Raw genomic sequence first — 26,907 nt, 5'->3', positions numbered from 1 at the left:
TCGAGGTTCCGCTGGCGGCATGGAAGGCTTCCGGTTGGGATCCCGAACCACGCCCGGGCCCGCTTCGGGTCGGGGTTCCGGCCGGCGACCGGATGGAGGGGCTTCAGCCGCCGAGGTAGATCGTCGGGTCGAGCGGCTCGGTGCCACGGAAGACGTCGAACTGCATCTCCTGCGGCTGTCGGGCCGCGACCGTCCCGATCACCTGTCCGGCCTCGACGCGCTGGCCCTTCTCGAGGGTCACGTTGTCGAGCACCGAATAGGTCGTGAGCACGTCGTCGCTGTGGCTGAGCAGCACGATGGCGCCGCCGCCGCCGATCTCCTCGGAGATCAGCGCGACGGCGCCCGACGACGCGGCGCGGACCGGCGTGCCGACGGGCACGTCGTAGCCGACGCCGCTCGGGTTCGCGGCGTTGTAGCTGCGCTTGATCGGGCCGCTGACCGGCGCCTGCAACCTTCCGCCCGCCGGAGTCCGGAACTGGCCGAGATCGGGGCTCGCCGGGTTCTCCCCGGGCGCCACGTTCTCGGGAAGCGGCGTCGCGCCGATCGGCGGCGGCGGCACCGCCGTTCCCGTCCCCGGACTGCTGTCGAACGTCGACGAGATCCGGTTGGCGGACCCGGTGACCGGGATCAGCAGTTCCTGGCCGACGCGGATGGCGAAGTCCGGCCCGAGGCCGTTCCAGGAGGCCAGCGAGGTGACGGAGACGCCGTAGAGCCGCGCGATCGAGTAGGCGGTCTCGCCCGCCTCGACGCGGTGACGGACCGGGTCGATCAGCGGCTCGGTCTGGCCGCGGTTGAACGGGTTCGGCTGCTGCGCGGTTCCGGAAGCGCCTGCCGGGGCCGCGTCGATCGCCGCCGCGGCGCCTTCCGGGGTCCAGCCGGTGGGGGAGGCGCCGACGCCGGAACGCGGCACGCTGTCGGGGAGGACCAGAACCTCGCCCGCCCGCATGCGGTAGTCGGGCGGAAGGCCGTTCAGGCGCGAGATCTCGTCGGCGGAGCCGCCGACGCGGGCCGCGAGCGTCGCGACGGTGTCGCCCTCGCGCGCGACCGCGACCTGGTAGCTCGCATAGGTGATGACGCCGCGCGCGTCCGGCGAGGCGTTGGCGACGGCGCTCGGCGACGGGCTGACGCTGCCCCCGGCGCAGGCGGCGAGACCGAGGCAGAGCGCCGAGGCGAGCGCGAGGCGGCGGCGGGAGGGGGCGCGCTTTTGCATGAAATGGACCATATCTTGAGCGGGCACGTCAGTCCAACACATCCTGTGCGACTCCCTCGACGAGAGGCACGAAGCGCACGGCGCCGAGATCGGTGTAGTCGAGCCCGCTCTCGGTCTTGACGATGCGCAGGAGCGTCTGCACCGCGTGGCTTTGGCCGACGGGCAGGACCATGATCCCGCCGACGCGCAACTGCTCGAGGAGGAGCTTCGGCGGATCCTCGGCGGCGGCGGTCAGGATGATGCGATCGAACGGGGCCTGCTCCGGCAGGCCGAGCGAGCCGTCGCCGATCACCACCGTGATGTTGTGCACGTTGAGCCGGGAGAACAGCATCCGCGCGGCCCGCGCCAGCGGCCGGTGGCGCTCGATCGTGTAGACGCGGCGCGCCAGCCGCGCCAGGATCGCGGCCTGGTAGCCCGATCCCGCGCCGATCTCGAGCACCTTGCAGCGCCGGGTGACCTCCAGCGCCTGGGTCATCAGGCCGACGACCGAGGGCTGGCTGATGGTCTGCCCGCAGGCGATCGGCAGGGGCGTGTCCTCGTAGGCGCGCTCGCGGAACACGCCCTCGATGAACTCGGCGCGCGGCGTCGCCTCCATCGCCCGGAGCACGTCCGCGTTCGTCACCCCGTGCGAGCGCAGCGCGTAGACGAACTGCATCTGAAGCTCGGCCCGGTCCACTGTCACCGCTCCAGCGCGGCGGCGAGAGGGGCGACGAGGTCGTGCGCGGTCAGGTCGGCGCGCAGCGGCGTGACGGTGACGAAGCCGTCATGGCATTCGCGCGAGTCCGAGCCGGGCAGCGTCTCGCCGTTGCCGTGGCGGTGGGTGAGCCACAGATACTGTCGCCCGTTCGGCGCGACATGCGGCTGCACCCCGAAGGTGGGGGCGAGGCGCTGGCCCTGCACCGTGACGCGCGCGCCGCGAACCTCGCCGGCCGGCAGGGCCGGAAAGTTGAGGTTGTAGAACACGCCGTAGGGCGTCGGAGCCCAGGCCGCGGCCTCGATCAGCCGCCGGCAGATCCGTGCGCCCCAGCCCCGCGCGGCGTCGAAGGGGTCGCGCGCCTCGCGGTCGGGCGGTCCGAAATACTGCGACAGCGCCACAGCGCGCAGGCCGGCCAGCGCCGCCTCCATCGCGCCCCCCACGGTGCCCGAGTAGAGCGTGTCCTCGGCGAGATTGTGCCCGCGGTTGACCCCGGAGATCACCAGGTCGGGCGGGCGGTCGCGCAGGACCTCGCCCACGGCGGCCAGCACGCAATCGGCCGGCGAACCCTCGACAGCGAAGCGCCGCGGCCCGAGCGGCTCCAGCCGCATCGGCCGGATGTAGGAGACGCAGTGCCCGACCCCGGACTGCTCGAAGGCGGGCGCCACGATCCAGACATCGGCGTCCGACCCGGCGATCTCGGCCGCGATCGCTTCGGCTACGGCAAGTCCCGGCGCGCTGATGCCGTCGTCGTTGGTGATAAGGATGCGCATCGCGAGGCCCTCGTCCCGCCGTCCCGTCCGGGAGGGAGCGCACGCCCGGCCGATGGCCTCTCTCTTTTCACCGAGGCTCCGGCGGCTGTCAACGGAACCGCCGGGGCAAAGCGGGCAAAGGCGTCAGACGACGGAGTCGCGCCATTCGATCGCGATCCCGTGCCCGGTCAACGCCTCGTCCACGTCGACCACGGCGTCGATATGGAAGTTCATGGACGAGAACGCCTCGGTTTCCCGGTGCACCGCGGCAAGGTCGTCCGCCTCGAAGACGATGATGCCGCCCGGCTCGGCCACGCGAACGAGGAACTCGTGGATCCGCACGCCCTCCGGCCGCCGCCAGGAGCGCATCAGGTCCAGCACGCGGCGCCGGCCCTCCTCGTACTCGGCCGTCGTGCCGTGCCGCTTCTTGCTCCAGGTCAGGACATACTTCATGCGACCTCCAGGACAAGGCGCCGGAACCCGGGGAAGACTTCAGCGAGGTTCGGGATGCGGCCAGCAGGAGAAAGGCGCAGATCGAGTGCGCCTCAACATAGACGAAAGCGCGCGATTCTCCCAGCCGCGAGACGCCTGCGCGCGGGGGCTTGCGTCCCCGCCAGATTCCGCTACGCCCGGATCCCAGTCAGGAGGAGGCCCGCATGGCCCGCGATCCGCTGTTCCTCATCGCCGCGTTCGCCTGCCTCGCAGTGCTGGCCGTGCTGGTGATCGGGGTCGGCGGCTTCGCCCGGGGAGGCGCGTTCAACCGCAAGTACGGCAACAAGCTGATGCAGTTGCGTCTGCTCCTTCAGTTCATCGCCGTGGTCCTGATCGTCGTATTCGTCTGGTTCGCCAGGCGCGGAGGCTGAGCGATGGTCGTTCTGAACCGCATCTACACCCGCACCGGCGACCGCGGCGAGACCGCGCTCGGCGACGGCGCGAGGGTGCCGAAGCACGCGCCCCGGGTCGCCGCCTATGGCACGGTCGACGAGACCAACGCCACGCTTGGGCTCGCGCGCCTGCACGCCATCGGCGAGATGCAGGCGGCTCTGGCCCGCATCCAGAACGACCTGTTCGACCTCGGCGCGGATCTCTGCACCCCGGACATCGAGAACGACGCGACGGCGAAGCACCCGCGCCTGCGCATGGTCGCCGCCCAGGTCGCCCGGCTCGAGGCCGAGATCGACGCGATGAACGCCCGGCTGACGCCGCTCAGGAGCTTCATCCTGCCGGGCGGCTCGGCGCTTGCGGCGCATCTTCACCTCGGCCGGACCGTCGCGCGCCGCGCCGAGCGGCTGGCGGTGGAGCTTGCGGGGGTCGAGGCGGTCAACCCCGAGGCGGTGAAATACCTCAACCGCCTGTCCGACTGGCTGTTCGTCGCGGCCCGCATCGCCAACGACGAGGGCCGGGCCGACACGCTCTGGACGCCGGGCGCCAACCGCTGAGGCAGACCGACCGCCCGCCAGAGTGGCAGGTTCGACGCGGTAACCATTTCTTGTGCTGGTCGGCTCCGGATTCCGCCGAATCGTCGTATTATATCAATGAGGGCCGCGGCGGGGTGGCGTCGGGCCGCGACGGTGGTGGGGCTGGCCATGGAGGCTTCGGGAAGGGCTGTCTATTCGCGGGCGGAACGTCTTTCGGACGCCGCCGTGCATGTCGCGGGCGTGACGCTCGGCCTGCTCGCCGCGCCGGTTATCGTGACGCTGGCGGCGGTCTGGGACGGGGCCGGTCGGCACCTCGTGGCGACCACCGTCTACGGCTTCTGCCTTGTCGCCATGCTCGCCTGCTCGGCCGCCTACCACATGACGCCCGCGCCCGGCTGGAAGGACCGGCTGCGCCGGCTCGACCAGTCGGCGATCTACCTCAAGATCGCGGGGACCTACACACCCTTCGCGGTGATGACCGGGTCGCAGGCGATGCCGTTCCTCGTGGGGCTCTGGGCCGCGGCCGCGGCCGGCGTGTCGCTGAAGCTCCTGACCGCGCGCCAGCTCTTCGGCCTGACGGTGGCGCTCTATCTTGCGATGGGCTGGGCGGCGGTGCTCGTCGGCGGTCCGGTGCTCGATCGCATGACGCCCGAGGGCTACCATCTCGTGGTGACCGCCGGGTCGCTCTACACGGTGGGCGTGGTGTTCCTGTGCTGGGATCGGCTGCCGTTCCACACCACGATCTGGCATGTCTTCGTGCTGGCGGCGAGCCTGACCGTCTACGCCGCGATGGTGATCGAGCTTCGCGGCGTCGCTGCGGCCTGAGGCGCCGCGCCTTCCTCCCACGATACCGGCGGCCCGACGCGACGTCTCCCTTGCGGATGGACGGGAAGGCGCCTATGGCCTTCGATACGCCTCGGCGACCGGCGTGTCGGGTCGGGGCGGCGGCTTTTCCTGTCGGTCCGCGACGCCTCGTTCGGAGGTCGCGGCGACGCAGGCAACGAGCGGAGGGAGCGGATGAAGATCCTCGTGCCCGTGAAGCGGGTGATCGACTACAACGTGAAGCCCCGGGTCAAGGGGGACGGCTCCGGGGTGGAGCTCGCCAACGTCAAGATGAGCATGAACCCCTTCGACGAGATCGGGGTCGAGGAGGCGATCCGGCTCAAGGAGAAGGGGGCGGCCACGGAGATCGTGGTGGTCTCGATCGGGGTGAAGCAGGCGCAGGAGACGCTGCGGACCGCGCTCGCCATGGGCGCGGACCGGGCGATCCTGATCGAGGCGGCGGCGGACGTCGGCGTCGACATCGAGCCGCTGGCGGTGGCGAAGCTCCTGAAGGCGGTGGTCGACGCGGAAGCGCCGGGCCTGGTCATCGCCGGCAAGCAGGCGATCGACAACGACATGAACGCGACGGGGCAGATGCTGGCGGCGCTGCTCGGCTGGCCGCAGGCGACCTTCGCCTCGGAGGTGAAGGTGGCGGACGGCGCGGCCGAGGTGACGCGCGAGGTCGACGGCGGGTTGCAGACGATCCGGGTGAAGCTGCCGGCGGTGGTGACGGTGGACCTGCGGCTGAACGAGCCGCGCTATGCCTCGCTGCCCAACATCATGAAGGCGAAGAAGAAACCGCTGGAGGAGAAGACGCCGGCCGACTACGGCGTCGACGTGACGCCGCGGTTGACGGTGGTGAAGACCGTCGAGCCGGCGACCCGCAAGGCGGGCATCAAGGTCGGCTCGGTCGACGAACTCGTCGCGAAGCTCAAGACCGAAGCGGGGGTGCTCTGATGGCCGTTCTTCTTCTGGCGAAGCACGACAACGCGCATCTCAACGACGCCACCGCCAAGGCGGTGACGGCGGCGAAGGCGCTGGGCGGCGACATCACGGTGCTGGTCGCCGGCAAGGACTGCGGCGCGGTGGCGGCGGCGGCGGCGGCGCTCGACGGGGTGGCGAAGGTCGTTCATGTCGAGGGGGCGGCCTACGGCCACCGGCTGGCCGAGCCCCTGACCGACCTCGTGGCGTCGCTGGCCGGGCCCTTCGAGCACATCGTCTTTCCGGCGACGACGAGCGGCAAGAACGTCGCGCCGCGGGTGGCGGCGCTGCTCGACGTGATGGTGATCTCGGACGTGACCGGCGTCGTCGGCCCCGACACCTTCGAGCGGCCGATCTATGCCGGCAACGCCGTGCAGACGGTGCGCTCGGGCGACGCGAAGAAGGTGCTGACCGTGCGCGGGACCGCGTTCGAGGCGACGGGGTCGCAGGCGCCCGCGCCGGTGGAGACGGCCTCCGGGCCGGCCGACGCCGGGCTGTCGTCCTGGGTCGAGGACAAGGTGGCGACGTCGGACCGTCCGGAGCTGACCTCGGCGCGGATCGTGGTCTCGGGCGGGCGCGGCATCGGTTCGGAGGAGAACTTCGCCCTGATCGCGGCGCTGGCCGACAAGCTCGGGGCGGCGGTGGGGGCGTCGCGGGCGGCGGTCGACAGCGGCTACGCGCCGAACGACTGGCAGGTCGGGCAGACCGGCAAGGTTGTGGCGCCCGAGCTCTATATCGCCGTCGGCATCTCCGGGGCCATCCAGCACCTCGCCGGGATGAAGGATTCGAAGGTGATCGTGGCGATCAACAAGGACGAGGAGGCGCCGATCTTCCAGGTCGCCGACTACGGCCTCGTCGGCGACCTCTTCGCCATCGTCCCCGAGCTTACCCAGAAGCTCGGCTGAGCGAACCCGCCGGGGCCATCGGGCCCCGGCGCACCGGCCGGTCAGCGCACGATCGGCTCCAGAGGGTCGTAGAGGACCGGGCCCTCGGGTCCGAAGGCCAGATCGGCGAGGCAGGCCGGCTTGTAGCGCAGCGTCGCGAGTTCGGCCGCGTCCACCCAGCGCAGCCGGTTCACCACTCCATCGGGGTCGGCGAGCCGGTGATCCGCCGGGCCGTCCAGCGTCGCGGCGTAGAACAGGTCGACCTGGTGGAACCCGCTCGGCGGGTCGTGGAACTCCGACACCGCGAGCAGGCGCCCGGGCGTCACGGCGATGCCGGTTTCCTCCATCACCTCGCGCGCCAGGTTCTCGGGCAGGCTCAGGCCGGGCTCCGCGCCGCCGCCGGGCGCGCACCAGAGGTCGCTTTCATCGCCGGGATAGGCGTTGACGACGAGAACCCGCCCGCGGTTCATCACCACCGCGCGAACGGCGAGCCGGACACGGGCGCGCAGGTTCACGCGCAAACTCATGCGCGGCGCGCCGTCAGCCGGGTGACGTGCCCCATCTTGCGCCCCGGCCGCGCCTCGGCCTTGCCGTAGACGTGGACGGCCGCGTCGCGGAGCCCGGGGACGGTCGCGATCTCGGCCCCGATCAGGTTCTCCATGACGGCGTCCGAATGGCGCGACCCGTCGCCGAGCGGCCAGCCGGCGACGGCGCGGATGTGCTGCTCGAACTGGTCGATCAGGCAGGCGTCCTGGGTCCAGTGGCCGGAATTGTGCACCCGCGGCGCGATCTCGTTCACGAGGAGCCCGCCTTCGGTCACGAAGAGCTCGACCCCGATCACGCCGACATAGTCGAGCGCGTTCAGGATGCGTCCCGCCAGCAGGGCGGCGTCCTGCGCGACGGCGGCGGAGATGCGGGCCGGAACCGTGGTGGTGTGGAGGATGCCATCGCGGTGGACGTTCTCGCCGGGGTCAAAGGCGACCACCCCGCCGTCGAGCCCGCGCGCCGCGATCACCGAGATCTCGCGTTCGAAGGCGACGAACCCCTCGAGGATCGCCGGGCCGCCGCCGATCGCCGCAAGGGCCGGTTCCGCGTCGGCAGGGGCGGCGATCCGCGCCTGGCCCTTGCCGTCGTAGCCGAGCCGGCGGGTCTTGAGGATCGCCGGCGTCCCGATTCGCGCCACGGCGGCGGCGAGCGAGGCGGCGTCGTCCACGGCGGCGTAGGGCGCGGTGCGCAGGCCGACGCCGGTCAGGAAGTCCTTCTCGGCGATGCGGTCCTGCGCGACCTCGAGCGCCCGGCGGCCGGGGCGGACGGGAACGATCCCGGCGACCGCGTCGATGGCGGCGAGGGGGACGTTCTCGAACTCGTAGGTGAGCACGTCGACGCCGGCGGCGAAGGCGCGGAGCGCCGCGGCGTCGTCATAGCCGGCGCGCGTCACCTGCTCGACCACCGGCGCGGCGCAGGCATCGCCCGGCTCGAAGATCCGGGTGGCGAAGCCGAGCCGGGCGGCGGCGAGCGCCAGCATCCGGCCGAGCTGGCCGCCGCCGAGCACGCCGATCCGGGCCCCGGGGGCGAGCGGCTCAGCCATCGGAGGGCGTTTCCGCCACGGCGCCCGTCTGGGCCGCGCGCCAGGCGTCGAGCCGCGCCGCGAGCGCGGGGTCGGTCGTGGCGATCAGGGCCGCGGCGAAGAGGCCGGCGTTCGCCGCGCCGGCCGCGCCGATGGCGAAGGTGGCCACGGGGACGCCCTTCGGCATCTGGACGATGGAGAGGAGCGAATCGAGCCCGGAGAGGGCGGCGCTCTGCACCGGCACGCCGAGCACCGGGACGCGGGTCTTGGCCGCGATCATCCCCGGCAGGTGCGCCGCGCCGCCGGCCCCGGCGATGATGGCGCGCAGGCCCCGCCCCGCCGCCGCCTCGCCGTAGGCGAACATGCGGTCCGGGGTGCGGTGGGCCGAGACGATCCGCGCCTCGTGGGCGACGCCGAGCGCGTCGAGCGTCTCGGCGGCGGCGCGCATGGTCGGCCAGTCGGACTGGCTGCCCATCACGATTCCGACGAGGGGGCCGACGGAGAGACCGCCGCGAGGTTCGCTCATTGCCGTTTGCTCCGTCCGGTCAGGCGATGATGTCGGGGGTGATCTCGTCGCTGATGCGCGTGATCTGGTCCTTGAGCATGAGCTTGCGCTTCTTGAGCCGGCGCAGGGTCAGCTGGTCGGCCCGACCGCCCCCGTCCAGCGCGGCGATGGCGTCGTCGAGATCGCGATGCTCGCGCTGCAGGAGCTCGAGCTTGATGCGAAGCACCTCTTCGCGCGACAAGAGAGGAGGTTCGGTCATGCTCGCCCGGGCCGGATTGTTCTCGCCAGTTATATACGGCCAAGGCGGGGGGCGCATCCAGATCCGCGTGCGGGTCGGCGGATTGCCTTCGTGATGGCGACAGGAGGGTATATGCTCGTGGGGCCGCCGAAGGGGCGGCTGGCGCGGAGGCCGCCATGACCGGAAACGAGAAGTCGACGCGCGAGGATCCGCCGGCGCCGCGGGCGGAGCGGTTGCGTCTCCAGCCGGACCTGTTTCCGTCGATCGAGGTGTGCTGCGAAGAATGCTGTCACTTCCTCGACATGGCGGCGCGGCAGGACGATCCCGAGGACAGCCCGGACGACTCGAAGGCCCGGGATCGGGTCCGCCGGCGCTAGGTCGCGGCGCTGCGGGGTTGCGCCCGGGCCGAATGCGCCCCACGGTCGCGCGAAAAGAGGCGACAGGGGGAGGACGATGCGGACGGTGCTGGTGGCGAACCGCAAGGGCGGGTGCGGCAAGACGCTGGTGGCGATCACGGTGGCCTCGGCGCTGGCGGCGGGAGGCGGGGCGGTGGCGCTCGCCGACGCGGACCCGCAGAAGTCGTCGCTGCGCTGGCTGAAGCACCGGCCTCCGACGGCTCCGGCGATCCGCGGCCTCGACTGGAGCCATGCCGGCGACGTCGGCGACGCGCCGAAGCGGATCGACTGGCTGGTGATCGACGCGCCGGGGGCGCTGGGCGGCAACCGCGCCGAGGCGCTCATCGCCGAGACGGACGCGGTGGTGACGCCGGTCCTGCCCTCGTCCTTCGACGCGGATTCCACCCGGCGGTTCCTCAAGGAAATCGAGGAGGTGAAGCGGGTGCGCAAGGGCAAGGTCTCCGTCCACCTGATCGCCAACCGGGTAAAGCCGCGGTTGCACGCCACGGAGCGGCTGCAGGCCTTCTTCGCCTCGCTCGGTCAGGAGCCGGTCGCCTGGATCTCGGAGCGGGCGGTCTACGCCGATCTCGCCGAGGAGGGGCTCGCCATCTTCGACCGCGCCGCGCGTGGCGCCGGCCCGATCCGGGCGCAGTGGAAGCCGGTGCTCGACGCGCTGGGGTGACGGCGGCGGGTTCAGGCCATCATGTCCCGGACGAGGGGGATGACCCGCGCGCCGTAGAGCTCGATGCTCGTCATCAGCTGGTCGTGGGGCATCGGGCCGCTCGAATATTTCATCTCGAAGCGCGCGGCGCCGACCGCCTTGAGCGTCCGGGCGATCTTGCGCGCCACCGTCTCCGGCGCGCCGACATGCAGCGCGCCGTGATCCGCCTCGGCCTCGAAACGCTCGCGCGTCGCCGGGGGCCAGCCGCGCTCGCGCCCGATCCGGTCGTTGAGCGCCCTGTAGCCGGGCCAGAGTTCCTCGCGCGCCGCGGCGTCGGTCGCGGCGACATGGCCGGGCGAGTGCACGCCGACGGGGCGGACCGGGCGGCCGAGTTCGGCGCAGGCCCGCTGGTAAAGCTCGACATAGGGCCGGAACCGCGCCGGGTCGCCGCCGATGATCGCGAGCATCATCGGCAGGTCGTTGCGCACCGCCCGGACCACCGATTCCGGGCTGCCGCCGATCCCGACCCAGGCCTTGAGCCCCTGCGGGCCGAGCGGCGGCCAGACGCGCTGGTTCTTCAGGGGCGGCCGGGTCGTGCCCGACCAGGTGACGGGGCCGCCCTTCAGCAGCCGCGCAAGCAGGTCGAGCTTCTCCTCGAACAGGCGCTCGTAGTCGGAAAGCTCGAAGCCGAAGAGCGGAAAGCTCTCGGTGAAGGAGCCGCGGCCGAGGATGATCTCGGCCCGGCCGCCGGTCAGGGCGTCGAGGGTGGAGAAGCGCTCGAACACCCGCACGGGGTCGTCGGAGGAGAGCACCGTGACGGCCGTTCCGAGCCGTATGCGCCGGGTCCGCGCGCCGATGGCGGCGAGCACGATCTCGGGCGAGGAGATGGCGAAGTCGTCGCGGTGGTGCTCGCCGAGGCCGATGAAGTCGACGCCGACCGCATCGGCGAGCACCGCCTCCTCGACCACGTCGCGCAGCACCTGCCCGTGCGGGTTCAGGCCGCCGTCAGGGGCGCGGGTGACGTCGCCGAAGGTGTCGAGGCCGATCTCGATAGGCGTGGGCATGGCGGGCTCCGCTGGTGGCGCGCGACATTCCGCGCCTCGGTCGCGGCGGTCAACCCTTGCGCGCGTCGGCGCAGGTCGTAGGCTCGGCCGGAAAAGGGAGGACGGGATGGATCTCGGCATCAGGGGCCGCAAGGCGATCGTGTGCGCCGCGTCGCGGGGGCTGGGGCGCGGCTGCGCCGAGGCGCTGGCGGCGGAGGGCGTCGATCTCGTCATCGGCGCGCGCGGCGTCGAGGCGCTGGAGGCGACGGCGGCGGCGATCCGCGCCCGCCACGGCGTCGCAGTCACCGCCGTGGCGGGCGACGTGACCACCGAGGCGGGGCGCGAGGCGCTCCTCGCCGCCTGTCCGGACCCCGACATCCTCGTGACCAACGCCGGCGGTCCGCCGCCGGGCCTGTGGTCCGACTGGAGCCGCGACGACTTCATCAGGGCGCTCGACGCCAACATGCTGACGCCGATCGCGCTGATGCAGGCGACGCTGCCCGCGATGATGGCGCGCGGCTGGGGCCGCGTCGTCAACATCACCTCGCAGGCGGTGCGCGCGCCGATTCCCGCCCTCGGCCTGTCGAACGCCGCGCGCACCGGGCTCACCGGTTTCGTCGCGGGGACGGCGCGGCAGGTGGCGGAGAAGGGCGTGACGATCAACAACCTCCTGCCCGGCATCCACGACACCGCCCGCGCCGAGGCGCTCGACGCAGGTGCTGCGAAGTCGGGCAGGATCGACGCCGCCGAGGCGCGCCGCCAGCGCGAGGCGGGCATTCCCGCCCGCCGCTACGGCACGGCGGAGGAATTCGGGGCGGCCTGCGCCTTCCTGTGCTCGGTCCATGCGGGTTTCATCGTCGGGCAGAACCTCCTGATCGACGGCGGGGCGACGAACCTGACGATGTGAAACCAACTCCGCCTGATCGGTCCGGTCGATGCGTCGAAGTCGGATGGACGCAGCAGGCCGTGCCGAAGGGATCATACCGGCGATGAAACGACTCGCGGACCTTTTTGGCCTTTGACATTTTTATCGTGTATATTCAGATAGTTACCCTATCTATCACGCGTGTTAGCCCGTGTTGTGCCGGGTGGCCTTGGTAGACTCTATCAGGCAGCGGCGAAGGCACTATTCGACCATCGGGATCTCGCCGCCGAAGGCGACGCCCGCGGGGGAGACGTCGGCGCGGTGGGCGACGGCTTCGACGCCGGCGGCGCGGGCGGCGGCGAAGGCGGCGGCATAGGCCGGGTCGAGGTCGGCGGCGACGCGCATCCGGTCGCAGTCGCCGCGCTGGACGAGGTAGAGCATGATCGAGCGCGCGCCGCCCGCCACCATGGCGGCGAGTTCGCGCAGGTGCTTCGCGCCGCGCGCGGTCACGCAGTCGGGAAACTCGGCGAGCCCGGGCGTGCGGCAGAAGTGGACGTTCTTCACCTCCACATAGGCCGGCGGCAGTCCGGGACCGGCGGCGAGGAAGTCGACGCGGCTCGCCGCGCCGTAGCGGGTCTCGGGCCGAAAGGCGTCGTAGCCGGCGAGCGCCGGCGCGAGGCCGGCGGCGAGGCCCTCGGCGACGACGCGGTTGGGCAGGCTCGCATCGATGCCGACCCAGCGCCCCGGCTCGGGCTCGGCCAGCCGCCAGGCGAAACGCAGTTTCCGGCGCGGGTCGTCGTTGGGCTCGACCCAGACCGGCAGGCCCGGGGCGACGAGCCCGAGCATGGCGCCGGGGTTCGGGCAATGCGCCGTGACCTCCCGGCCGTCGTCGAGCATGACGTCCGCGAAGAATCGCTTATACCGTCGCACGAGGCGGCCGCGGAGGAGGGGGCGGGCGAACTGCATCCCCCGACCGTGGCGCGCCGCCGCAACGAGGGCAAGCCGATGCCGAATCCGACCGCCGCGATGCTGACCATCGGGGACGAGATCCTGTCCGGGCGCACGCTCGACACCAACACCAACCACCTTGCCCGGACGCTGGCCGCCATCGGCATCGACCTGCGCGAGGCGCGGGCGGTGCCCGACGTGACGGAGGAGATCGTCGCCGCGGTCAATGCGCTGCGGTCGCGCTACGATCACGTCTTCACCTCGGGCGGCATCGGGCCGACCCATGACGACATCACCGCCGACGCCATCGCCGCCGCGTTCGGGGTCGGGATCGGCGTGCGCGCGGACGCCCGCGCCATCCTCGCGACCAACTACGCCGATCCGGAGCGGGAGCTGAACCCGGCGCGGCTGCGGATGGCGCGCATCCCCGACGGCGCGACCCTGATCGAGAACGCCGTCTCGAAGGCGCCGGGTTTCACGATCGGCAATGTCCATGTCATGGCGGGCGTGCCGCAGGTTTTCGTCGCCATGGTTGGCTGGCTGGCGCCGCGGCTGGCGGCCGGCGCGCCGGTCGGCAGCGTCTCGCGGATCATTCGCCGGCCGGAGGGGATCATCGCGGGCCCGCTCGCGGAGCTTGCCGCCGCGCATCCCGCCGTCGCCATCGGATGCTATCCGTTCCAGGACGAGCAGGGCTTCGGCGCCAGCGTGGTCCTGCGCTCCGCCGATGCGGACGCGCTGGCCGCCGCGAAGGCCGGGCTGGCCGCGCTCGTCGCCGGGCTCGGGGCGCCGGCCTGACCGTCGCGGGCGGCGCGGAACGGGAACCTGACCCGTGCGGGGACGTTGGGTACCCGGCGGCCGATGATGGCCGACGCAAGGAGGACCGCATGAACTGGGACCAGATCGAAGGCAAGTGGAAGGAAATGACCGGCGCCGCGCAGAAGCGTTGGGGCAAGCTCACGGACAACGATCTTCAGGAAGTCAAGGGGAGCCGCCGCGAGCTGGCCGGCAAGGTTCAGTCGGCCTACGGCGTGACCAAGGAAGAGGCCGAGAAGCAGGTCGATGACTGGGCGAAGATGAACTGATCGACGGCCCGGCGGGCTTTTTTGGTGGGCGCTCCTCTGGGGTGCCCGCCTGTTTATTGGAATATGCGAATGGTTGAAATCTGTTTCGGAATATTCCGGAACTTCATGCATCCGGTGGCGTTGGTTCGACGTCCCGGAGCCGCAATTGCTTCCGAGGAGACGAGTTGACCAGAAGGAGAGCCTCAAATGCTGAAGACCCTATTCGCCTCCGCCGCATTCGCCGCGCTCGCGGTCGCGGGCGTTCAGGCCCAGACCCAGCCCGTGGACCCCGCCACCCCGCCGGCGGTTGCGCCGATGGACGGCGTGACCCCGGCGCCGCTGGCGCCGGCGGCTGATCCCATGGCGCCGGCTGCGGATCCGTTGGCGCCGGAGGGTTTCACCACGGTGGAGCTGTCGACGATCTCGACGGACCAGCTGATCGGGACCAACCTCGTCAACCATAACGACGAGACCATCGCCACGGTCGGCGATGTGCTGATCACGGACAACAACGAGGTCGAGGGCGTGGTGGCGACGTTCGGCGGCGTGCTCGGGTTCGGCGCCAACAAGGTCCTGCTCGAACCGGACGAGGTCCAGGTGTTGCAGGATTCGACCGGCGCGCTCATCGTCCGGACGAACCTGACGCCGGAGAGCATCGAGAACCGGCCCGTCTACGAGGGCTGACCTTTCCGGCACGCGAAGCAAGAACGCCGGCGCCGCTCGGGGGAGCGGCGCCGTTTCTCGGGTGGCGCAGGGCTCAGTCGGCGAAGGCTCGGGTCACGACCGGCGCCGAGGTGGTCGCATCGGGGCCGTAGTCGCTGGCCCCGGAGACGCCGAGGAGTTCCTGGAGCCGCAAGCGCGCCCGGCTGACGCGGCTCTTTACCGTGCCGACGGCGCAGCCGCAGATCTCCGCGGCCTCCTCGTAGGAGAACCCGGCCGCCCCGATCAGCAACAGCGCCTCGCGCTGGTTCGGCGGCAGGCGGTCGAGGGCGCGCCGGAAGTCGGCGAGGTCCATCCGCCCGTCATGGCTCGGCGCGACGCCGACCCGGGAGGAGAAGGCGCCGTCGACGTCCTGCACTTCGCGTCCGCGCTTGCGCATCTGGCTGTAGAAGAGGTTGCGCAGGATCGTGAAGAGCCATGCGTTCATGTTGGTGCCGAGGGTGAAGGCGTCCTGCTTGGCCCAGGCGCGCGTCACCGTCTCCTGCACCAGATCGTCGGCCTGGTCGTGGCGTCCGGTCAGCGACATGGCGAAGGCGCGGAGCGAGGGCAGGGCGGCGATCAGAGTGGCCTTGAAGCTCGGGACGGCGCCGTCCTCGCCGGTCACGGGTCGCTCCGGCGCTCGACCTCGTCGAGCCGCTCGAGAAGGTCGATGATCTCGGGCGGTATGGGCTCCTTCTCGAAGGCGCCGTAGTATTCGCGCAGGCGGAACCCGATCTCGCATTCGGGGCCGAGGAGGTCCCTGGACCGCGGTCTGGCGCGGCGAGGCGGGCGGGAAACAGCCTGTCCCTCGGGGGGCGGCTCTCCGGGGGGGCGTCTTCCGGTCACGACGATCGATCTCAACTGGCTGTCCTTGGTCTGCAAGCATAGCGGCAATGTCCGGAGCGAGAGAATGGTTCCGGCCGGTCGGGAACTTTTCGCGCGAGCGTGCGTTTTCGGGCACTGCGCGCTCACGAGCCGGGCGCGCGCTGCACATTTCACGGGGTAGTCATGCCACTCTCCACGCGGATCGCCCCGCATCTCCCCAGCCTGCGGCGCTACTCGCGCGCGATCACCGGCAGCCAGGCGTCGGGAGACGCCTGCGTCCGGGCGCTGCTCGAGATGCTGATCGCGGACATCACGATCTTTCCCGAGGCGTCGGGCGACAGGATCGCCGTTTTCAGCCTCTACGCCCGCAGCTTCGCCGGCCTTCAGGCCGCGATCGAGCCGACAGCGCCGGCGTCGGCCTGGGAGCGTCGGACGGCCGGCAATCTCGCGCAGGTCTCGCCCCCGTCGCGGCAGGCGTTCCTCCTCGCCGCGCTCGAGGGTTACAACCGCGAGGAGATCGCCGAGATCCTCGACGTCACACCGGCGGAGGCGATGGAGCTGCTGCGGCGGGCCTCGGAGGAAATCTCCCGCCAGGTCGCGACCTCGATCCTGATCATCGAGGACGAGCCGCTCATCGCCATGGACATCGAGCGGATCGCGCTGTCGCTCGGGCATCGGGTCACCGGCATCGCCCGCACCAGGGCGGAGGCGGTCGAGCTCTTCAAGGCCGATCCGCCGGGATTGGTGCTGGCCGACATCCAGCTTGCCGACGGCTCCTCCGGACTCGACGCGGTCAACGAGATCATCTCCGACACGCCGCTGCCGGTGATCTTCATCACCGCCTTCCCCGAGAGCCTGCTGACTGGCGAGAGGCCCGAACCGACGTTCCTGGTGAACAAGCCGTTCGACGAGGACCAGGTGAAGGCCTGCATCAGCCAGGCGCTGTTCTTCAACGACGAGGCCCGGGCGGCGGTGGCCTGACGTCCTGCGCTCCGGAACCCGGCGCCCTGACGGGAGCGTTGGCCGGAAGCGCTTCTCGCGAATCAGAGCGGCGCGCAGGCGGTCCGGAGCCAGGCGGCAGTGGCGGCGGGCAGGAGCGGCGTGAGTTCGGACGCGACGCGGGCGTGGTAGGCGTCGAGCCAGGCGCGCTCGGCCGCGTCGAGGCGGGAGGGGTCGATCAGGCGACGGTCGATCGGGGCGAGGGTCAGCGTCTCCCAGCCCAGCATCGGGCGCTCGCCGCCCTCGGGGGTCTCGGGCGGGCGCACGACGGCGAGGTTCTCGATGCGGATGCCGAAGGCGCCCTCGCGGTAGAAGCCGGGCTCGATGGAGAGGATCATCCCCGGCCGGATCGGCTCGGCCGAGCGGCGCGACAGGCCGGCGGGTCCCTCGTGGACGCCGAGATAGCTGCCGACGCCGTGGCCGGTTCCGTGGTCGTAGTCGAGCCCGGCGGCCCAGAGCGGCGCCCGGGCGATCGCGTCGATGTCGCGGCCGGCGAGGCCCGGCGGCCAGCGCAGGCGGCTCATGGCGATCAGCCCCTTCAGCACCAGCGTGAAGGCCACGGCGGCGCCGGGCGGCGGGTCGCCGATGGCGACGGTGCGGGTAATGTCGGTGGTGCCGTCCTGGTATTGCGCCCCGCTGTCGACGAGCAGCAGTTCGCCCGGGCGCACGGGGCGGTTGGTCGCCTCGGAGACGCGGTAGTGGACGATGGCGCCGTCCGGACCCGCGCCGCAGATGGTGTCGAAGGAGATGTCGCGCAGCGCGCCGGTCTCGCGGCGGATGTCCTCGAGGCGGCGGACGACGTCGATCTCGGTCAGCCCGCCGCCGGGCGCCGTCGCGTCGAGCCAGGCGAGGAACGAGGCCATGGCCGCGCCGTCGCGCCGGTGGGCGGCGCGTGCGCCGGCGATCTCGGCCTCGGTCTTGGTCGCCTTGGGCAGCACGCAGGGATCGGGCGTCCAGACGATCTCGGCGCGGCCGGCGGCGGCGAGGCGGTCGGAGACCCAGAGCGGCGCCGTCGTCCGGTCGAGGGCGACGCGGCCGGCGAGGCCGTCGAGCACGGCGCCGAATTCCGCCTCGGGCCGGATCCGCACGTCCGGACCGAGATGGGCGGCGACCTCGGGGCCGACCTTGGCCGGGTCGAGCAGGAGATCGACGCGGCCGTCGGAGGCGATAACCGCGAAGGCGAGCGGCGCGGGCGTGCGCGCCACGTCGCCGCCGCGGACGTTCAGGAGCCAGGCGATCGAATCGGGCAGCGTCAGCACCGCCGCGGCGAGCCCGCCCCCGGCGAGGGCGCGGCCGATCTCGGCGCGCTTTTCCGCCGCGCTTCGCCCGGCCAGCGCGTCGGGCTGGATCGCGAGCGGCGCCGCGGGCGGCGGCGGCTGGTCGACCCAGACCCTGTCGACGAGGTTCGGGGCGCGCACCAGCGCGAGCTGGCGCGGCCCGAGCGCGGCCGTCAACGTCTCGATCTCGGCGGCGCCGTGCAGCCAGGGGTCGAAGCCCACCCGCCCGCCTCCGGGCAGCGCCGCCACGAGCCAGTCCTCGGCCTTGTCGTCGGGCAGGCTCGCCCAGGCGACGACCGCCGGGTCGGTCTCGGCGCGGACCTGCAACCGGTAGCGGCCGTCGACGAAGATCGCCGCGGCGTCGCGGGTGACGACCGCGAAGCCGGCCGAGCCGGTGAAGCCCGTGAGCCAGGCCAGCCGATCGTCGCGGGGCGCGACGTTCTCGCCCTGGTGGGCGTCGGCCCGCGGCACGAGGAAGGCGTCCACCCCGGCCTCCGCCATCGCGGCGCGCAGTGCGGCAAGGCGCGCCGCCGCCGTGTCGGGCGTCGTGCGGCGGTGGAAGTTCTGCAACATCAGTGACGTGCCGCGCGCGGCCCGAACAGGAGCCAGGCGATGAAGCCGAGGAACGGCAGGAACAGGATGGCGAGCACCCAGATCACCTTCGCGCCGGTCCCGGCCCGGGAGCCGACGATCGAGACGATCGCCCAGATGCTGAGCGCGAACAGGATGAACCCGCCGACGCCGACGACCTCGATGCGCATGACCTGCCTCCTGTCCGACGCGTCCCGCCTGATTAGCCTCCCGCGTCCCGGCCCGCCAGCGGGCTTATTCCGGGACCGGCCAGAGGCCGAGCGCGAGTGCGCCGGGATCGCGGTCGTAGTCGAGGAAGAACTCGTCGAGCTGGGGCGGCCTTGCCGCGGTCCCCGCCAGCATGGCGTGGGCCTGGCCGCGATGGTGGATCTGGTGCTGGAAGAGGTGGGCGAGAAGCGCGTCGATCCGCTCGGGAACCGGATGGCCGCGGTCGACGTCCACCCGGACCGCCAGCCGCTCCGGCTCCAGCGCGTCGCAGAAGGCGATCAGCCTCCGGTCGGCGCGGGCCTGCGCCGTCCGGAGCCCTCGCGCCGTGCCGAGGTCGCGCCGGTTCTGCCAGATCGCGCGGCCCGCGCCCCCCTGCTCCAGCGCGTCGAGATAGTAGAGATCGACGAGCAGGTTGTGATTCAGCGTCTCGCGGATCGAGGGAAAGAAGCTCGTGCGCGTGGCGGCGAAGTCGACTGAACTCAGCACGCAGCAGGCCGAGAGCAGCCGGTCGTTCGCCCAGGCGTTGTTGCGCGCCATCTCCCGGAAATGCCGGATCAGTGCTTTCCCCATATCCCGCATGTCCTCCCGGCACGTCCAGAGACCGGAGCCTAGCGCGCCGCGATCGTCCGCGCGAGTCCGCCGACGCACGGCGAATAGCGTTTGAACCTGCCGGTCGGGCGGAATAACGTCGCGCGGATGACCACGGCGCTTATCTCGCATCCCGACTGCCTGCTTCACGTCAACCCGCCCGGGCACCCCGAGCGGGTCGAGCGTCTGAAAGCCATCCAAGCCGCGCTGGAGGCGGAGGAATTCGCCTATCTCGTGCGCGTCGACGCGCCGCTCGCCGACGACGAGCAGCTGCTGCGGGCGCATCCGAAGCGGCACCTGGCGCAGCTGACGGCGCGGATGCCGAACGCCGGCTGGGTCGAGCTCGACGCCGACACCTACATGGGCCCGGCCTCGCTCACGGCCGCCCGCCGGGCGGCCGGCGCGGTGGTGGCGGCGGTCGACATGGTGGTGGGGCGCGAGGTCGACAACGCCTTCTGCGCCGTGCGCCCGCCCGGGCACCACGCCGAGACGGCGACGGCCATGGGCTTCTGCTTCTTCGGCAACGTCGTCGTCGGGGCGCGTCATGCGCTCGAGGCGCACGGGCTCGAGCGCGTGGCGATCGTCGACTTCGACGTGCACCACGGCAACGGCACCCAGGACCTCGTGTGGGAGGATGCGCGCATCCTGTTCTGCTCGACCCAGCAGATGCCGCTCTATCCGGGTTCCGGCGCGGCCGAGGAGGTCGGCGCGCACGGGCAGATCGTCAACGTGCCGCTGCCGCCCGGCGCGGGCGGCCCGGCCTTCCGCGCCGGTTTCCTCGGCCGCGTGCTGCCGGCGATCGAGGCCCATGCGCCGGAGATGATCCTTGTCTCCGCGGGTTTCGATGCGCACGCCCGCGACCCAATGGCGAACCTGAATCTGACCGAGGCCGACTTCGCCTGGGCTACGGCGCAGCTTTGCGACCTCGCCGACACCTGCTGCGGCGGGCGGATCGTCTCGACGCTCGAAGGCGGCTACGACCTCGGGTCGCTGGCGAACTCGGTCGCGGCGCATGTGCGCGTGCTGATGGAGTACGGGCATGGCTGACGAGATCCCGGTCGCCGAGATGAGCTTCGAGGCGGCGCTGGCCGAGCTTGAGGCCGTGGTCCACCGTCTCGAAGCCGGCTCTGCGCCGCTCGAGGAATCGATCGCGCTCTACGCCCGCGGGGCCGAGTTGCGCAGCCTGTGCGAGGCGAAGCTCAAGGCCGCCGAGGCCCGGGTGGCGCAGATCGTCGCCGGCCCGGATGGCGCCGTCACCGGCGCGAAGCCGCTCGACCCGGCCTGAGTCCCGTGGACGACGCCCTGCTCGCCCGGTTCACGGAGCGCCTGCGCGCGCACGCAGCCGCCACGGAAGCGGTTCTCGCCGCCCTTCTGCCCCCGCCCGAGACCCCGCTCGCCGAGGCGATGCGCCACGCCACGCTTGGCGGCGGCAAGCGGCTGCGCGCCTTCCTCGCCATCGAGAGCGCCGCGCTGTTCCGTGCGCCGGGCGCGCAGGCGCTGCGCGCCGCGGCGGCGGTGGAATGCCTGCACGCCTACAGCCTCGTCCATGACGACATGCCCTGCATGGACGACGACGACACCCGGCGCGGGCAGCCGACCGTCCACGTGAAGTGGGACGAGGCGACCGCGGTTCTCGCCGGCGACGCATTGCAGTCGCTCGCCTTCGAAATCCTCGCCGCGGCGCAGGGCGGGATCGACCCGCGGTTGCAGGTCCGACTGATCCACCGCCTCGCCCAGGCGGCCGGGGCCGTCGGCATGGTCGGCGGCCAGTCGCTCGACCTCGCCGCCGAGCGTGCCGCCGAGCCGCTCGACCTCGGCGCCGTCACCGGGCTCCAGGCGCTCAAGACCGGCGCGCTGATCGTCTGGGCCGCCGAATCCGGCGCTATCCTCGGCCGCTCCGACCCGGAGCCGCTGCGCCGCTACGCCGCGGATCTCGGCCTCGCCTTCCAGGTCCGCGACGACATCATCGACGTCGAGGGCGATCCCGAGACCGCCGGCAAGCGCGTCGGCAAGGACGCGGCCGCCGGCAAGGCGACCTTCGTCGGCCTGCTCGGGCTCGAGGGCGCGCGGCGCAAGGCGCGTGACCTCGCCGCCAGCGCGTGCGATGCTCTCGCTGCCTATGGCTCGGCCGCCGACACCCTGCGCCATGCCGCCGCCTTCGCCGTCGAGCGCCCGGCCTGAGGCGCGAAGGAAGCCACGATGACCAGCGACCCACGACCAAGGACGCCGCTTCTCGATCGCGTCCGCCTGCCCGCCGACCTGCACGGCCTGACGAACGCGGAGTTGCGCAGCCTCGCCGACGAGCTGCGCGCCGAGACGATCTCGGCCGTCTCGGTCACCGGCGGCCATCTCGGCGCCGGGCTCGGCGTCGTCGAGCTGACGGTCGCCATCCACGCCGTCTTCAACACGCCGACCGACAAGCTGATCTGGGACGTCGGCCACCAGTGCTATCCGCACAAGATCCTGACTGGCCGGCGCGACCGCATCCGCACGCTCCGCGCCGGTGGCGGACTGTCGGGGTTTACCAGGCGCGCCGAGAGCCCCTATGACCCGTTCGGCGCCGCGCATTCCTCGACCTCGATCTCGGCCGGCCTCGGCTTCGCGGTGGCCCGCGACCTCGGCGCAAGGGACGTGGGCGACGTGATCGCGGTGATCGGCGACGGCTCCATGTCGGCCGGCATGGCCTACGAGGCGATGAACAACGCCGGCCACCTGAAGAAGCGGCTCTTCGTCATCCTCAACGACAACGAGATGTCGATCGCGCCGCCCGTCGGGGCCATGGCCTCCTACCTCGCCCGGCTCTATACCGGAGAGCCGTTCCAGGACCTCTATTCGGTGGCGAAGGGCGCCGTCCGCCTGCTGCCGCCGCCCTTGCAGGAAGGTGCCAAGCGCGCCCGCGACATGGTCAAGCACGCGACCGTCGGCGGCACTCTCTTCGAGGAGCTCGGCTTCTCCTATGTCGGCCCGGTCGACGGCCACGACATGGACCAGCTCCTCCAGACGCTGCGCACGGTCAGGGCCCGCGCCGACGGGCCGGTGCTGATCCACGCGCTGACGAGGAAGGGCAAGGGTTACGCCCCCGCCGAGCGCTCGGCGGACAAGTATCACGGCGTGGCGAAGTTCGACGTGGCGAGCGGCGCCCAGGTCAAGGCGCCCTCCAACGCGCCGTCCTACACCAAGGTGTTCGCGCAATCGCTGATCCGCGAGGCGGAGGTCGACGACCGCATCGTCGCCGTGACGGCGGCCATGCCGGACGGCACCGGGCTCAACCTCTTCGCGGAACGCTTCCCGCGCCGCTGTTTCGACGTCGGGATCGCGGAGCAGCACGGCGTGACCTTCTGCGCCGGGCTCGCCGCGGCGGGGATGAAGCCCTTTTGCACGATCTACTCGACGTTCCTCCAGCGCGGCTACGACCAGGTGGTGCACGACGTCGCCATCCAGCGCCTGCCGGTGCGCTTCGCCATCGACCGGGCCGGGCTCGTCGGCGCCGACGGCCCGACCCATGCCGGCGCCTTCGACGTCGCCTTCCTCGCCAACCTGCCCGGTTTCGTGGTCATGGCCGCCGCCGACGAGGCGGAGCTCGTCCACATGGTCGCGACCGCCGCCGCCATCGACGACCGCCCCTCGGCCTTCCGCTTCCCCCGCGGCGACGGCGTCGGCGTCGAGATGCCCGAGCGCGGCCGCCCCTTCGAGATCGGGCGCGGCCGGGTGGTGCGCGAGGGGTCGCGGGTGGCGATCCTCTCCTTCGGCGCCCGCCTCGCCGAGGTGCTCAAGGCAGCCGAGTCGCTTGCGGCCCGGGGGCTGGCGCCGACGGTGGCGGACGCCCGCTTCGCGAAGCCCCTCGACCGCGACCTGATCCTGCGCCTCGCCCGCGGGCACGAGGCGCTGATCACCATCGAGGAGGGCGCCATCGGCGGCTTCGGCAGCCATGTCGCGCAGTTGCTGGCGGAGGCGGGCGTCTTCGACCGGGGCCTGAAGTTCCGCTCGATGGTCCTGCCCGACACCTTCATCGACCACGACAGCCCGGCGAAGATGTACGCGAGCGCCGCGATGAATGCCGAGCACGTCGAGGCGAAGGTGCTGGGGGTGCTGGGGGTGGCGCAAGTGGGGGCGCGGCGGGCCTGAGCCCCGCGAAGCGCCTCGCTCCGCCAGGCAGGGCTACTCGCCGGGCCGGCTCACTCCGCCCACAACGCCGAGAGCGGAAACGCGATGGCCTCGAACGGCGGACAGCGCACCTCGTCGTCGTCCGCCGGGGTGGCGGCCAGGGTCCACGCCCCGGCGCGGTTCTCGAAGACTTCCAGCGTGCGCGCCTCGGGGTCGAGGTGCCACAGCCAAGCGACCCCGCTCGCCCCGTAGATTGCCCGCTTCTCCGTCGTATCGAAACGGCGCGTCCGTGGGCTCAGGATCTCGCAGATCCAGTCCGGCGCGAGGTCGATCGCCGCCGTGTCGGGAAACTCCGGCATCCGCTCCCGCCGCCAGCCGCACAGGTCGGGGACGAGTACGTCCTCGCCGAGATGCAACTCCGGCTCGATCAGCAGCCACCACCCGCCCGGTCCGCCACGTCCGAACCGGAACGGATCGTCGAGCCGGCCCGCCAACCCGACCGCCGCGAGCGAATGCCGGGCCGAGGGCCGCGGATGCAGGTGCAGCCGGCCACTGGCGATCTCCGCCACCATCGTCGGCGGGGCATCGAGCACGTCCTGATAGGTCGCGGGCCGCTCCCGCCGGGCCATCTCGTTCATCGCGGCAGCATACCCCGGACGCCCCTCCAAAGCAAAAGGCCCGGGCGTCGCCGCCCGGGCCCCTTTGCTGCGGTCGCCGCCGTCACTCGGCGGTCAGGAGCGGCGGGCGCTTGGAGGTGATGCGCGGCGCCTCGGCGGATTCGATGGCGAGCTTCAGTTCGCCGTCGACCACCGTCACCCGCACCAGACCGCCCTTGGTCAGCTTGCCGAACAGCAGTTCCTCGGCCAGCGGCTTCTTGACGTTCTCCTGGATCACCCGGCCAAGCGGCCGCGCGCCCATCTTGTCGTCGTAGCCCTTCTCCGCCAGCCAGTCCGCCGCTTCCGGCGTCAGCTCGATCTGGACGTTGCGGTCGAGGAGCTGCGCCTCGAGCTGGAGCACGAACTTCTCCACCACCTGAAGGATCACCTCGCGCGGCAGCGGCGCGAAGCTGATGACGGCGTCGAGCCGGTTGCGGAACTCCGGCGTGAACAGCCGCTCGACCGCGGCCGAATCCTCGCCCTCGCGCCGCGACCGTCCGAAGCCCATCGCTTCCCGGGCCTGCTCGGCGGCGCCGGCGTTCGAGGTCATGATCAGCACGACGTTGCGGAAATCCACGGTCCGGCCGTTGTGGTCGGTCAGCTTGCCGTGGTCCATCACCTGGAGAAGGATGTTGTAGACGTCCGGGTGCGCCTTCTCCATCTCGTCGAGGAGCAGCACGCAATGCGGGTGCTGGTCGACGCCGTCGGTGAGCAAGCCCCCCTGGTCGAAGCCCACATAGCCCGGAGGCGCGCCGATCAGCCGGCTGACCGTGTGCTTTTCCATGTATTCCGACATGTCGAAGCGCAGCAGATGCACACCGAGCTTGTCGGCGAGCTGCTTCGCCACCTCGGTCTTGCCGACGCCGGTGGGGCCGGTGAACAGGTAGTTGCCGATCGGTTTCTCCGGCTCGCGCAGGCCCGCCCGGCTCAGCTTGATCGCCGAGGCGAGGGCCTCGATCGCCTTGTCCTGGCCGAACACCACCCGCTTCAGCGTGGTGTCGAGATCCTTCAGCACCTCGGCGTCGTCCTTGGAAACGCTCTTCGGCGGGATGCGGGCGATCTTGGCCACGACGGCCTCGATCTCCTTCGAGGTGATGGTCTTGCGCCGCCGGCTCTCGGGCAGCAGGTGCTGCGCGGCGCCGGCCTCGTCGATCACGTCGATCGCCTTGTCGGGCAGCTTGCGGTCGTGGATGTAGCGCGCGCTCAGGTCCACCGCCGAGCGGATGGCGTCCTGGGTGTAGCGCACGTCGTGATGGTCCTCGAAATAGGGCTTCAGCCCCTTGAGGATCTTGAAGGCGTCCTCGACCGAGGGCTCGTTAACGTCGATCTTCTGGAAGCGCCGCGCCAGCGCGCGGTCCTTCTCGAAGTGCTGGCGATACTCCTTGTAGGTGGTCGAGCCCATGCAGCGCAGCGTGCCCGACTGGAGCGCCGGCTTCAGCAGGTTCGAGGCGTCCATCGCGCCTCCGCTCGTCGCGCCCGCGCCGATCACCGTGTGGATCTCGTCGATGAAGAGGATCGCGTTCGGGTGGTTCTCCAGCTCCTTCATCACCGCCTTGAGCCGCTCCTCGAAGTCGCCGCGATAGCGGGTGCCGGCGAGGAGCGCGCCCATGTCGAGCGCGAAGATGGTGGTGTCGGCGAGCACGCCCGGCGTCTCGCCGTCGACGATCTTGCGCGCCAGCCCCTCGGCGATGGCGGTCTTGCCGACGCCCGGGTCGCCGACGAGGAGCGGGTTGTTCTTGCGCCGCCGGCACAGGACCTGGATGCAGCGTTCGACCTCGAGGTCGCGGCCGATCAGCGGGTCGACCTGGCCCTTGCGGGCCTTCTCGTTCAGGTCGACGCAGTATTTCTGCAGCGCCGTCTCCTCGCCTTCCTTGGCGGCGGCGGTCGACTGCTGCTTCTGCTCCGGCGCGGGTTCCGCGCCCTTCACCGGCCGGTTCTCGCCGTAGGACGGATCCTTGGCGACGCCGTGGCTGATGTAGTTGACCGCGTCGTAGCGGGTCATGTCCTGCTCCTGCAGGAAGTAGGCGGCGTGGCTCTCGCGCTCGGCGAAGATAGCGACGAGCACGTTCGCCCCGGTCACCTCCGACCGGCCGGAACTCTGGACGTGGATCGCGGCGCGCTGGATCACCCGCTGGAACCCGGTGGTGGGCGCCGCCTCCGAGCCGTCGACGTCGGAGATGAGCGCGTCGAGTTCCTCGTCGAGGAACGCCACGATGTTCTTTCGCAGCTTCTCGATGTCGACGCCGCAGGCACGCATGACCTTGGCGGCCTCGGGCTCGTCGAGAAGGGCGAGCAGGAGATGCTCCAGCGTCGCGAGTTCGTGCTTGCGCTGGTTCGCATGCCCGAGCGCGTTGTGGATGGCGGCTTCTAAGGTACTCGAGAAAGAGGGCATAATCCACGTCCTTCCGGTCTGAAACCCGCCAGCAACCACCGCCGGCGCGGGCAAGTGACCTCGAGCCTTACCCGCCGTCCCTTAAACTTCGGTTCTGCCCACCATCCTTCAAGGGCCGCTGACGAAGATTATGCCCACGCCGTGGGCAAAGGGCAAAACACTTATTCCGCAAGGTTACCGAGTGTCACGTTCTGGTCACGCGCCGGACACCGGAAACGCCTTCCTGCCCGAGGCTGCGGCAGAGAACAAACGCAACAGCCGGGATGGCTGGAGGTGGGCCACATATCGGCGTCCTGGCGCGCCTGCGCAAGGGGCGTCATACCGGCGGGCTCATGAAACGACTCGCGGGCGCTTTTTGGCCTTTGACGCTTTTATCGTTTTTACTCAGGTAGTTACCATATCTATCAGTAACCGGGGCAAAAAGGTGGGCGGTTGTGTCGATAGGGGATCCACAAGCGCAGGGATTTCTGAATCCATGCGGGCATGGCAGGAGCCCCACCAGATATCGATGACTTGAACCTGGCG

Annotated in this window: 33 protein-coding genes; 16 read left to right on the top strand and 17 right to left on the bottom strand. The window is 71.4% G+C overall.

The features are described 5' to 3' along the window. Positions 1–103 precede the first annotated feature (103 nt). From KBA23_RS05745 to KBA23_RS05730, 4 genes are all read right to left on the bottom strand, one after another. Positions 104–1,210: a LysM peptidoglycan-binding domain-containing protein gene (locus tag KBA23_RS05745; protein ID WP_290737808.1), complete on the bottom strand. Its 1,107-nt coding sequence runs from the start codon at positions 1,208–1,210 to the stop codon at positions 104–106. Positions 1,211–1,238: 28 nt separating this feature from the next. Beyond that, complete coding sequence (locus tag KBA23_RS05740; protein WP_290737805.1) at positions 1,239–1,892, bottom strand: protein-L-isoaspartate(D-aspartate) O-methyltransferase; 654 nt, start codon at positions 1,890–1,892, stop codon at positions 1,239–1,241. Further along, the gene (gene surE, locus KBA23_RS05735; RefSeq protein ID WP_290737802.1) at positions 1,889–2,677 is read right to left on the bottom strand and encodes a 5'/3'-nucleotidase SurE; all 789 of its coding nucleotides are present in this window, start codon (positions 2,675–2,677) and stop codon (positions 1,889–1,891) included. Before surE ends, KBA23_RS05740 begins: the two co-directional genes overlap by 4 nt. A 123-nt stretch (positions 2,678–2,800) precedes the next feature. Beyond that, positions 2,801–3,109, bottom strand: coding sequence for a DUF3303 family protein (locus tag KBA23_RS05730; RefSeq protein WP_290737799.1), 309 nt, complete (start codon positions 3,107–3,109; stop codon positions 2,801–2,803). A gap of 203 nt (positions 3,110–3,312) precedes the next feature. On the opposite strand from KBA23_RS05730, the gene KBA23_RS05725 reads away from it, so the two are divergent. The 5 genes from KBA23_RS05725 to KBA23_RS05705 all read left to right on the top strand — a co-directional run bounded on the left by KBA23_RS05725 (position 3,313) and on the right by KBA23_RS05705 (position 6,782). Continuing rightward, positions 3,313–3,519 (top strand): twin transmembrane helix small protein, encoded by a 207-nt coding sequence (locus KBA23_RS05725; RefSeq protein ID WP_290737797.1) that lies wholly within the window; start codon positions 3,313–3,315, stop codon positions 3,517–3,519. Between the two features lie 3 nt (positions 3,520–3,522). After that, positions 3,523–4,095 carry a cob(I)yrinic acid a,c-diamide adenosyltransferase gene (locus KBA23_RS05720; RefSeq protein ID WP_290737794.1) on the top strand — a complete coding sequence of 191 codons (573 nt, stop codon included), beginning with the start codon at positions 3,523–3,525 and terminating at the stop codon, positions 4,093–4,095. A gap of 96 nt (positions 4,096–4,191) precedes the next feature. Then, positions 4,192–4,899: a hemolysin III family protein gene (locus tag KBA23_RS05715; RefSeq protein ID WP_290737791.1), complete on the top strand. Its 708-nt coding sequence runs from the start codon at positions 4,192–4,194 to the stop codon at positions 4,897–4,899. A gap of 192 nt (positions 4,900–5,091) precedes the next feature. Beyond that, on the top strand, positions 5,092–5,853 hold the full coding sequence (locus KBA23_RS05710; protein WP_290737786.1) for an electron transfer flavoprotein subunit beta/FixA family protein: 762 nt from the start codon (positions 5,092–5,094) through the stop codon (positions 5,851–5,853). After that, on the top strand, positions 5,853–6,782 hold the full coding sequence (locus KBA23_RS05705) for an FAD-binding protein (RefSeq protein WP_290737783.1): 930 nt from the start codon (positions 5,853–5,855) through the stop codon (positions 6,780–6,782). The genes KBA23_RS05710 and KBA23_RS05705 overlap by 1 nt, the downstream gene beginning before the upstream one ends. A gap of 41 nt (positions 6,783–6,823) precedes the next feature. On the opposite strand, the gene KBA23_RS05700 is transcribed toward KBA23_RS05705, so the two are convergent. Genes KBA23_RS05700 through KBA23_RS05685 form a run of 4 tightly spaced genes read right to left on the bottom strand, consistent with a single transcriptional unit; the run spans position 6,824 to position 9,092 of the window. Next, positions 6,824–7,288 carry an NUDIX domain-containing protein gene (locus KBA23_RS05700; RefSeq protein WP_290737780.1) on the bottom strand — a complete coding sequence of 155 codons (465 nt, stop codon included), beginning with the start codon at positions 7,286–7,288 and terminating at the stop codon, positions 6,824–6,826. Then, entirely contained in the window at positions 7,285–8,349 is a 1,065-nt protein-coding gene (locus KBA23_RS05695) for a 5-(carboxyamino)imidazole ribonucleotide synthase (protein ID WP_290737777.1), read from the bottom strand. The genes KBA23_RS05700 and KBA23_RS05695 overlap by 4 nt, the downstream gene beginning before the upstream one ends. Continuing rightward, positions 8,342–8,854: a 5-(carboxyamino)imidazole ribonucleotide mutase gene (purE, locus tag KBA23_RS05690; RefSeq protein ID WP_290737774.1), complete on the bottom strand. Its 513-nt coding sequence runs from the start codon at positions 8,852–8,854 to the stop codon at positions 8,342–8,344. Before purE ends, KBA23_RS05695 begins: the two co-directional genes overlap by 8 nt. Positions 8,855–8,873: 19 nt before the next feature. Continuing rightward, complete coding sequence (locus tag KBA23_RS05685; RefSeq protein WP_290737771.1) at positions 8,874–9,092, bottom strand: DUF465 domain-containing protein; 219 nt, start codon at positions 9,090–9,092, stop codon at positions 8,874–8,876. 155 nt (positions 9,093–9,247) lie between these two features. Here KBA23_RS05685 and KBA23_RS05680 point away from each other — a divergent pair, with 155 nt between their 5' ends. Continuing rightward, positions 9,248–9,448 carry a hypothetical protein gene (locus tag KBA23_RS05680; protein WP_290737769.1) on the top strand — a complete coding sequence of 67 codons (201 nt, stop codon included), beginning with the start codon at positions 9,248–9,250 and terminating at the stop codon, positions 9,446–9,448. Positions 9,449–9,524: 76 nt separating this feature from the next. Beyond that, on the top strand, positions 9,525–10,148 hold the full coding sequence (locus KBA23_RS05675) for a ParA family protein (RefSeq protein WP_290737766.1): 624 nt from the start codon (positions 9,525–9,527) through the stop codon (positions 10,146–10,148). Between the two features lie 11 nt (positions 10,149–10,159). Here the strand turns inward: KBA23_RS05675 and KBA23_RS05670 are convergent, their stop codons facing one another. Next, positions 10,160–11,191, bottom strand: a complete 1,032-nt coding sequence (locus KBA23_RS05670; protein WP_290737762.1) for an LLM class flavin-dependent oxidoreductase — start codon at positions 11,189–11,191, stop codon at positions 10,160–10,162. Positions 11,192–11,297: 106 nt separating this feature from the next. On the opposite strand from KBA23_RS05670, the gene KBA23_RS05665 reads away from it, so the two are divergent. Next, positions 11,298–12,077 (top strand): SDR family oxidoreductase, encoded by a 780-nt coding sequence (locus KBA23_RS05665; RefSeq protein ID WP_290737759.1) that lies wholly within the window; start codon positions 11,298–11,300, stop codon positions 12,075–12,077. A 219-nt stretch (positions 12,078–12,296) separates the two neighbouring features. Here the strand turns inward: KBA23_RS05665 and sfsA are convergent, their stop codons facing one another. Then, positions 12,297–13,001, bottom strand: a complete 705-nt coding sequence (sfsA, locus tag KBA23_RS05660; RefSeq protein ID WP_290737756.1) for a DNA/RNA nuclease SfsA — start codon at positions 12,999–13,001, stop codon at positions 12,297–12,299. A 39-nt stretch (positions 13,002–13,040) separates the two neighbouring features. On the opposite strand from sfsA, the gene KBA23_RS05655 reads away from it, so the two are divergent. From KBA23_RS05655 to KBA23_RS05645, 3 genes are all read left to right on the top strand, one after another. Further along, positions 13,041–13,778, top strand: coding sequence for a molybdopterin-binding protein (locus tag KBA23_RS05655; protein ID WP_290737753.1), 738 nt, complete (start codon positions 13,041–13,043; stop codon positions 13,776–13,778). Between the two features lie 89 nt (positions 13,779–13,867). Continuing rightward, positions 13,868–14,065: a CsbD family protein gene (locus KBA23_RS05650; RefSeq protein WP_290737751.1), complete on the top strand. Its 198-nt coding sequence runs from the start codon at positions 13,868–13,870 to the stop codon at positions 14,063–14,065. 186 nt (positions 14,066–14,251) lie between these two features. Beyond that, on the top strand, positions 14,252–14,728 hold the full coding sequence (locus KBA23_RS05645; protein ID WP_290737748.1) for a PRC-barrel domain-containing protein: 477 nt from the start codon (positions 14,252–14,254) through the stop codon (positions 14,726–14,728). A gap of 73 nt (positions 14,729–14,801) precedes the next feature. Here the strand turns inward: KBA23_RS05645 and KBA23_RS05640 are convergent, their stop codons facing one another. Beyond that, positions 14,802–15,368, bottom strand: a complete 567-nt coding sequence (locus KBA23_RS05640; protein ID WP_290737745.1) for a sigma-70 family RNA polymerase sigma factor — start codon at positions 15,366–15,368, stop codon at positions 14,802–14,804. Then, positions 15,365–15,604 carry a NepR family anti-sigma factor gene (locus KBA23_RS05635; RefSeq protein ID WP_290737742.1) on the bottom strand — a complete coding sequence of 80 codons (240 nt, stop codon included), beginning with the start codon at positions 15,602–15,604 and terminating at the stop codon, positions 15,365–15,367. The genes KBA23_RS05640 and KBA23_RS05635 overlap by 4 nt, the downstream gene beginning before the upstream one ends. Positions 15,605–15,751: 147 nt before the next feature. Between KBA23_RS05635 and KBA23_RS05630 the strand changes: the two genes are divergently transcribed. Beyond that, complete coding sequence (locus KBA23_RS05630) at positions 15,752–16,549, top strand: response regulator (RefSeq protein ID WP_290737739.1); 798 nt, start codon at positions 15,752–15,754, stop codon at positions 16,547–16,549. Positions 16,550–16,611: 62 nt separating this feature from the next. Here KBA23_RS05630 and KBA23_RS05625 read toward each other — a convergent pair whose 3' ends face one another. The 3 genes from KBA23_RS05625 to KBA23_RS05615 all read right to left on the bottom strand — a co-directional run bounded on the left by KBA23_RS05625 (position 16,612) and on the right by KBA23_RS05615 (position 19,212). Further along, positions 16,612–18,417, bottom strand: coding sequence for an aminopeptidase P family protein (locus KBA23_RS05625; RefSeq protein ID WP_290737736.1), 1,806 nt, complete (start codon positions 18,415–18,417; stop codon positions 16,612–16,614). Beyond that, positions 18,417–18,605, bottom strand: coding sequence for a PLD nuclease N-terminal domain-containing protein (locus KBA23_RS05620; RefSeq protein WP_290737733.1), 189 nt, complete (start codon positions 18,603–18,605; stop codon positions 18,417–18,419). Before KBA23_RS05620 ends, KBA23_RS05625 begins: the two co-directional genes overlap by 1 nt. A 64-nt stretch (positions 18,606–18,669) precedes the next feature. Beyond that, a complete protein-coding gene (locus KBA23_RS05615; RefSeq protein ID WP_290737730.1) occupies positions 18,670–19,212 on the bottom strand; it encodes a DinB family protein in 543 nt (180 codons plus the stop codon). Positions 19,213–19,338: 126 nt separating this feature from the next. Between KBA23_RS05615 and KBA23_RS05610 the strand changes: the two genes are divergently transcribed. The 4 genes from KBA23_RS05610 to dxs all read left to right on the top strand — a co-directional run bounded on the left by KBA23_RS05610 (position 19,339) and on the right by dxs (position 23,355). Continuing rightward, a complete protein-coding gene (locus KBA23_RS05610) occupies positions 19,339–20,277 on the top strand; it encodes a histone deacetylase family protein (RefSeq protein WP_290737727.1) in 939 nt (312 codons plus the stop codon). Beyond that, positions 20,270–20,515 carry an exodeoxyribonuclease VII small subunit gene (locus KBA23_RS05605; protein ID WP_290737724.1) on the top strand — a complete coding sequence of 82 codons (246 nt, stop codon included), beginning with the start codon at positions 20,270–20,272 and terminating at the stop codon, positions 20,513–20,515. Before KBA23_RS05610 ends, KBA23_RS05605 begins: the two co-directional genes overlap by 8 nt. An 86-nt stretch (positions 20,516–20,601) precedes the next feature. Further along, a complete protein-coding gene (locus KBA23_RS05600; RefSeq protein ID WP_290737833.1) occupies positions 20,602–21,411 on the top strand; it encodes a farnesyl diphosphate synthase in 810 nt (269 codons plus the stop codon). Positions 21,412–21,429: 18 nt separating this feature from the next. Then, the gene (dxs, locus tag KBA23_RS05595; RefSeq protein WP_290737721.1) at positions 21,430–23,355 is read left to right on the top strand and encodes a 1-deoxy-D-xylulose-5-phosphate synthase; all 1,926 of its coding nucleotides are present in this window, start codon (positions 21,430–21,432) and stop codon (positions 23,353–23,355) included. 50 nt (positions 23,356–23,405) lie between these two features. Here the strand turns inward: dxs and KBA23_RS05590 are convergent, their stop codons facing one another. After that, positions 23,406–23,972, bottom strand: coding sequence for a Uma2 family endonuclease (locus tag KBA23_RS05590; protein ID WP_290737718.1), 567 nt, complete (start codon positions 23,970–23,972; stop codon positions 23,406–23,408). Between the two features lie 82 nt (positions 23,973–24,054). Next, positions 24,055–26,382, bottom strand: coding sequence for an ATP-dependent Clp protease ATP-binding subunit ClpA (gene clpA / locus KBA23_RS05585; RefSeq protein ID WP_290737715.1), 2,328 nt, complete (start codon positions 26,380–26,382; stop codon positions 24,055–24,057). Positions 26,383–26,907: the final 525 nt, after the last annotated feature.

It is taken from the genome of Amaricoccus sp. (assembly GCF_017995835.1).
GTDB lineage: Bacteria > Pseudomonadota > Alphaproteobacteria > Rhodobacterales > Rhodobacteraceae > Amaricoccus.
The sequence above is the reverse complement of the archived record's forward strand: the minus strand, read 5'-3'. Positions and strand labels throughout refer to the sequence as shown.